The sequence below is a fragment of the Microcoleus sp. Pol12B4 genome (assembly GCF_036701385.1).
Taxonomy (GTDB): domain Bacteria; phylum Cyanobacteriota; class Cyanobacteriia; order Cyanobacteriales; family Microcoleaceae; genus Microcoleus.
The window spans coordinates 1-4,467 of sequence record NZ_JAUBQR010000336.1 but is presented as its reverse complement, the minus strand read 5'-3'; the positions used below and the strand labels follow the sequence as shown (position 1 = coordinate 4,467).

Annotated in this window: 6 protein-coding genes; 1 reads left to right on the top strand and 5 read right to left on the bottom strand. The window is 44.1% G+C overall.

Features of this window, described 5'->3' with window-relative positions; all coding sequences use genetic code 11:
* From QUA38_RS27580 to QUA38_RS27570, 3 genes are all read right to left on the bottom strand, one after another.
* A partial coding sequence (locus tag QUA38_RS27580; RefSeq protein ID WP_333167513.1) for an ATP phosphoribosyltransferase regulatory subunit occupies positions 1 to 374 on the bottom strand: 374 nt, incomplete at its 3' end.
* 137 nt (positions 375 to 511) lie between these two features.
* Positions 512 to 793, bottom strand: coding sequence for a hypothetical protein (locus QUA38_RS27575; protein ID WP_333097439.1), 282 nt, complete (start codon positions 791 to 793; stop codon positions 512 to 514).
* Positions 794 to 827: 34 nt separating this feature from the next.
* Entirely contained in the window at positions 828 to 1,103 is a 276-nt protein-coding gene (locus QUA38_RS27570) for a photosynthetic electron transport-dependent transcriptional regulator PedR (protein ID WP_006633901.1), read from the bottom strand.
* Positions 1,104 to 1,549: 446 nt separating this feature from the next.
* Between QUA38_RS27570 and QUA38_RS27565 the strand changes: the two genes are divergently transcribed.
* The gene (locus QUA38_RS27565) at positions 1,550 to 2,527 is read left to right on the top strand and encodes a carbohydrate kinase (protein ID WP_333167511.1); all 978 of its coding nucleotides are present in this window, start codon (positions 1,550 to 1,552) and stop codon (positions 2,525 to 2,527) included.
* Between the two features lie 230 nt (positions 2,528 to 2,757).
* On the opposite strand, the gene QUA38_RS27560 is transcribed toward QUA38_RS27565, so the two are convergent.
* Both QUA38_RS27560 and aqpZ read right to left on the bottom strand, forming a co-directional pair.
* Entirely contained in the window at positions 2,758 to 3,246 is a 489-nt protein-coding gene (locus tag QUA38_RS27560) for a gluconokinase (RefSeq protein WP_333167509.1), read from the bottom strand.
* 128 nt (positions 3,247 to 3,374) lie between these two features.
* On the bottom strand, positions 3,375 to 4,073 hold the full coding sequence (gene aqpZ / locus QUA38_RS27555) for an aquaporin Z (RefSeq protein WP_333167507.1): 699 nt from the start codon (positions 4,071 to 4,073) through the stop codon (positions 3,375 to 3,377).
* Positions 4,074 to 4,467: the final 394 nt, after the last annotated feature.

Here is a 4,467-nt window from a genome sequence, read left to right as displayed (position 1 = left end):
AACTGCCGCTGTCTTCCTTCTTGCGCGCGTTCGTAGCGAAACATCGGCCCCGCATACCACAGACGCTGCACGTCACCAGCCGCGTACAAACTGTTTTGAATAAAAGCTCGGACTACTCCGGCGGTGCCTTCTGGACGCAAAGTAGTCGATCGATCGCCCTTATCCTTAAAAGTGTACATTTCTTTGCCCACAACATCGGTAGCTTCGCCGATGCCGCGTTCAAATAAAGATGTCTGTTCAAAAATTGGCGTCCGAATTTCTCGATAAGCCGCTTTTTTTAAAATGGTTCTAGCGACTTCTTCTATATTTTGCCAATATTGAATTTCAGCGGGCAAAATATCCCGCGTTCCCGGTAAAGTTTTAATTGCACTCATTTTGTTAGTCAGTAGTCAGTAGTCAGTAGTCATTAGTTCGTCGTCATTAATCCGTAGTTATTAGTTCACGGTTATTAGTTGTTAGTCAACAGTCAACAGTTAACAGTCAACAGTCAACACCTAACAATTCCCAATAACTAATGACTTAATAATTCCCAAGCTCCGTAACGATCGCCATAATAGGCCAAAATGCGATCGACCCGCTCGCGACCTGCCAAATCGAACCCTTCAGGATACTGTATCCACAAACCCCCAACTTGGCTGTCGTAGTAATCAAACCGCTGTGACTGCTGCGGAATTAAACCGGTTTCCACCCCATCAACTTGACGCAAATGAATCGCCACTTCGCGATACACCGTCAGCGGCAATCTAGGGCATTGAATTTGATAGCGGAGTTGTTTTTCTTGTGCCGTTTGCATCATTTCTTTGCCTGTCCCCAACCAAAATCCCTACTTAAGATACTTCTTTATCGATCGGCCGCGGTAAAGGGCAGCAGTTAATATTGTCCAAACATACCTTTCCCCACTGCAACGCCCAGCGTACAAGCGTAACTCGATTGTCAGCGCGCGTCTTGTTCAAGATATTGCTAATGTGGTTGTCAACTGTACGCTTGCTAATCTCTAACTTTTCGGCGATTTTCTCATTAGTCAATCCCGCCGCTACTAACTCTACCACTTGCAATTCTCTGTCCGACAGGGTGACAGGGGTCCCAGAGACAATCCCACTCATAAATTTTTCCTATGTCTGCATATTTACCTATCTACAATTCTAAAGGATGAGGGCTCAAGTATGAAGAGAAAATTAAATTTGTTGTGCTACTCTTTCGGACCCGAAGCACCAACTCGCTTGCTGAATCGCCGGGAGTGCAAACCCAGCCCCGACACAGCAAGACGCGCAGCCACTTGAACTGCTTGTGCGTCGAGTGGCGGATTCTGCCTTTACCTGCACCTATCTGACATTCGTGCACAACCTGCAAATGTTTGCGTGCCCAACAACTAACTGATACGCCGGCACTATACTTCAGTCTTAAGGGAGTAACTGCCAGTATCAGTAGGTCTGATATTATAAGAGCAGCCATTAAAAAATAGCTGGCAATTTTTCTGGGATGGGTTAAAAATCATTATTGACCTGTCTACTGCTGGTCTAAAATCTCAAATCTCAAATCTCAAATTCCTATGACTTATCCTCGCGTTCTGTGTCTGGGTGAACTTTTATTTGATTGTTTAGCAGACAAACCAGGAGTATCTCTCGAAGAGGTAGAATCTTGGACGGCATATCCCGGCGGTGCTCCTGCTAATGTTGCCTGTGCTTTGGTTAAATTGGGGACGGCGGCGGGATTTATCGGTGCTGTAGGTGGGGATGAATTGGGGAATTCCCTAGTGCAGGTATTACAAGAAGTAGGGGTTAATATCACTGGAGTGCAGCGGCATCCGAGTGCGCCGACGCGGCAAGTTTATGTCTTGCGGAATCAAGCGGGCGATCGAAATTTTGCCGGTTTTGGCGAATTCAATACTGCCGATTTTGCCGACACCCGTCTCCTCGCTGCAAAACTACCCGAGGTGCTGTTTGAAAATGCCGAATTTTTAGTGCTAGGCACTTTAGAATTAGCTTATTCTGAAAGTCGAGAGGCGATCGCCCGATCGCTCGAACTAGCAGAACAGTACGACGTTAAAATTATACTTGACATCAATTGGCGTCCAGTGTTTTGGCCAAATCCAGACGAAGCAAAAGCGCAGATTAGAAAAATCTTAAAAAAAGTTGATTTTGTCAAGTTATCTGAGGAAGAAGCTGAATGGTTGTTTGCAACTACCGACGCAGGAGCTATTACCTACCGCCTCGATTCTGTAGAAGGCGTTTTGGTGACTGCGGGCGAGAAAGGTTGCGCCTATTGTATCTCGGAAAATGAAGGAAAAATCCCCGCCTTTACAGTAGATGTTGAGGATACAACAGGTGCCGGCGACGCATTTCTGGCTGGTTTTGTACGCCAATTGTGCAAGCATGGAATCAAGAACTTAGCCGACCCCAAAATAGCCCAGAAAATTGTAACTTATGCCAGCGCGGTAGGTGCGATGACAGCGATGAAACCCGGGGCCATTAGATCTCAACCAACTGCCGCTGAAGTAGAAGCTTTCTTGTATTTGTACAAAAATTAGCATCCCGAACTTATCAGCCGGGGAACGGAGAGGGCGCTAAATGTGCTTCAGAAACCCGGTTAATCCGAAAAAAAATAACTCTTATACTAAATCCGCCTTAAAAAACCTCGATCGGACTAGGCGATTGAAATCGGTACTATACAAACTCTCATCCTAGCTGAGAGAAACTAAGAAATAAAGAGGTATTTAAGTTAAGCCAGATTTGGTATTAGAGGTTTTATTGTGGGGCATTAACCGCACATGAGATGATGTCTAATTTGGCGCAAGATTACCTCTAGCGGTTGCGAAGCATCTATGATAATTGCATCTTCTGGTTCTTCGAGAGTGTTTAACTGACTTAACAACAAGTCTGCTTTCATGTAGTGATTTTCGCGACTTGTTAACCGGGCTGCCAATACCTCAAAAGAACATTTCAGATAAACTATTTTCATCCGCTGTGGGTCGCGGCAGAGCATTTCGCGGTAAGATGCTTTTAAAGCAGAACAAGCCAAAACCACATTTCTATCTTCCCAAAGCCACCAGTCTATTGCAGCTTGCAATTCTAATAGCCAAGGAAGGCGATCCGCATCTTCTAAAGGAATGCCGCAACTCATTTTCTCGATATTAGCTGATGGGTGAAAATCGTCGGCATCACTGAAATCACAATTGAGAGATTGCGCCAGCAACTTGCCAACTGTAGTTTTGCCTGAACCGGAGACTCCCATCACGATCGTAATCATGGCGCCTATTTACCGAATACTTGCAATTTGATCGAGTTGTGCGATCGACAAACCGGGTTTCTTAAGTTGCCGGATGAATTCTACCACCCTAAAAAATTCAATAAACCCGGTTTATTTTTGATTCTCGATCAAATTTCTTCCACAGTGGGTTTAATGAAATTATAAGCCAAAACGCCGATAATTCCACCAATCACTGGGAATACAATAAACGCCCACAACTGTTGGATTGCCCATCCGCCTTGAAAAAGTGCCACACCGATACTTCTAGCTGGGTTAACCGAAGTATTGGTTACGGGAATTCCGACTAAGTGAATCAACACCAGCATCAAGCCGATGGGAATTCCGCCCAAACCGACGGGATAATTGGGATGGGTAGTACCCATGATTGTAAATAACAGAAAAGCAGTCAGTACAATTTCCGTCAAAGCTGCTGCCAAAAGTCCGTAACCAGTGGGAGAATGTTCTCCAAAACCGTTAGAAGCAAATCCCGAAGCCGCCGCATCAAAACCCGGTTTTCCTGATGCTATCATGTACAAAACAAGACCGCCTAAAATTCCCCCTACAATCTGACCTCCTATATAATAAGGAAGCAAAACAGCATCGATCAGTTTGGCAACTACTAAACCGATGCTTACCGCCGGATTAATGTGGCATCCAGAGATAGGCCCGATCGTATAAGCCATGATTAAGAGGGATAGACCAAAGGCGATCGAAACTCCCAAAAAGCCTATTTTGTCTCCAGCTAAAACCGCACTGCCACATCCACCTAATACCAACACAAAAGTACCAAAAGCTTCAGCAACCCCAATCTTTATTTTTTTGTTCATACTCACAATTATCGGAAGTTTATGTTCGGTCAATTTTCCACCCCGACCAATTCTAATTATAAAAAGTATAACTATAATTGGTTTCCCGCAGAAGAACAATACTAATGGATAGCATTAGCAATGTGCAGATCTAACTTTCATAAATTTTATGGGCTTAAACTGAGACTGGGGAATTGGGAGTCGATAAATTAGCTCAAACATACTTTATTATGGAAAAAATGTCAACGTTGAGCTAATTATTTGTATAAATTCTGCAATCTTCTGTATTCAATTCACAATAATTAACTTGACTTCTTCCCTAATTATGCAATCGTAATTTTACTTATTATTGCTGATTATCCGATCGCACTCGCAGCTAAAACATCACTGCTAACCGGCTGGTACATCGGGCCTT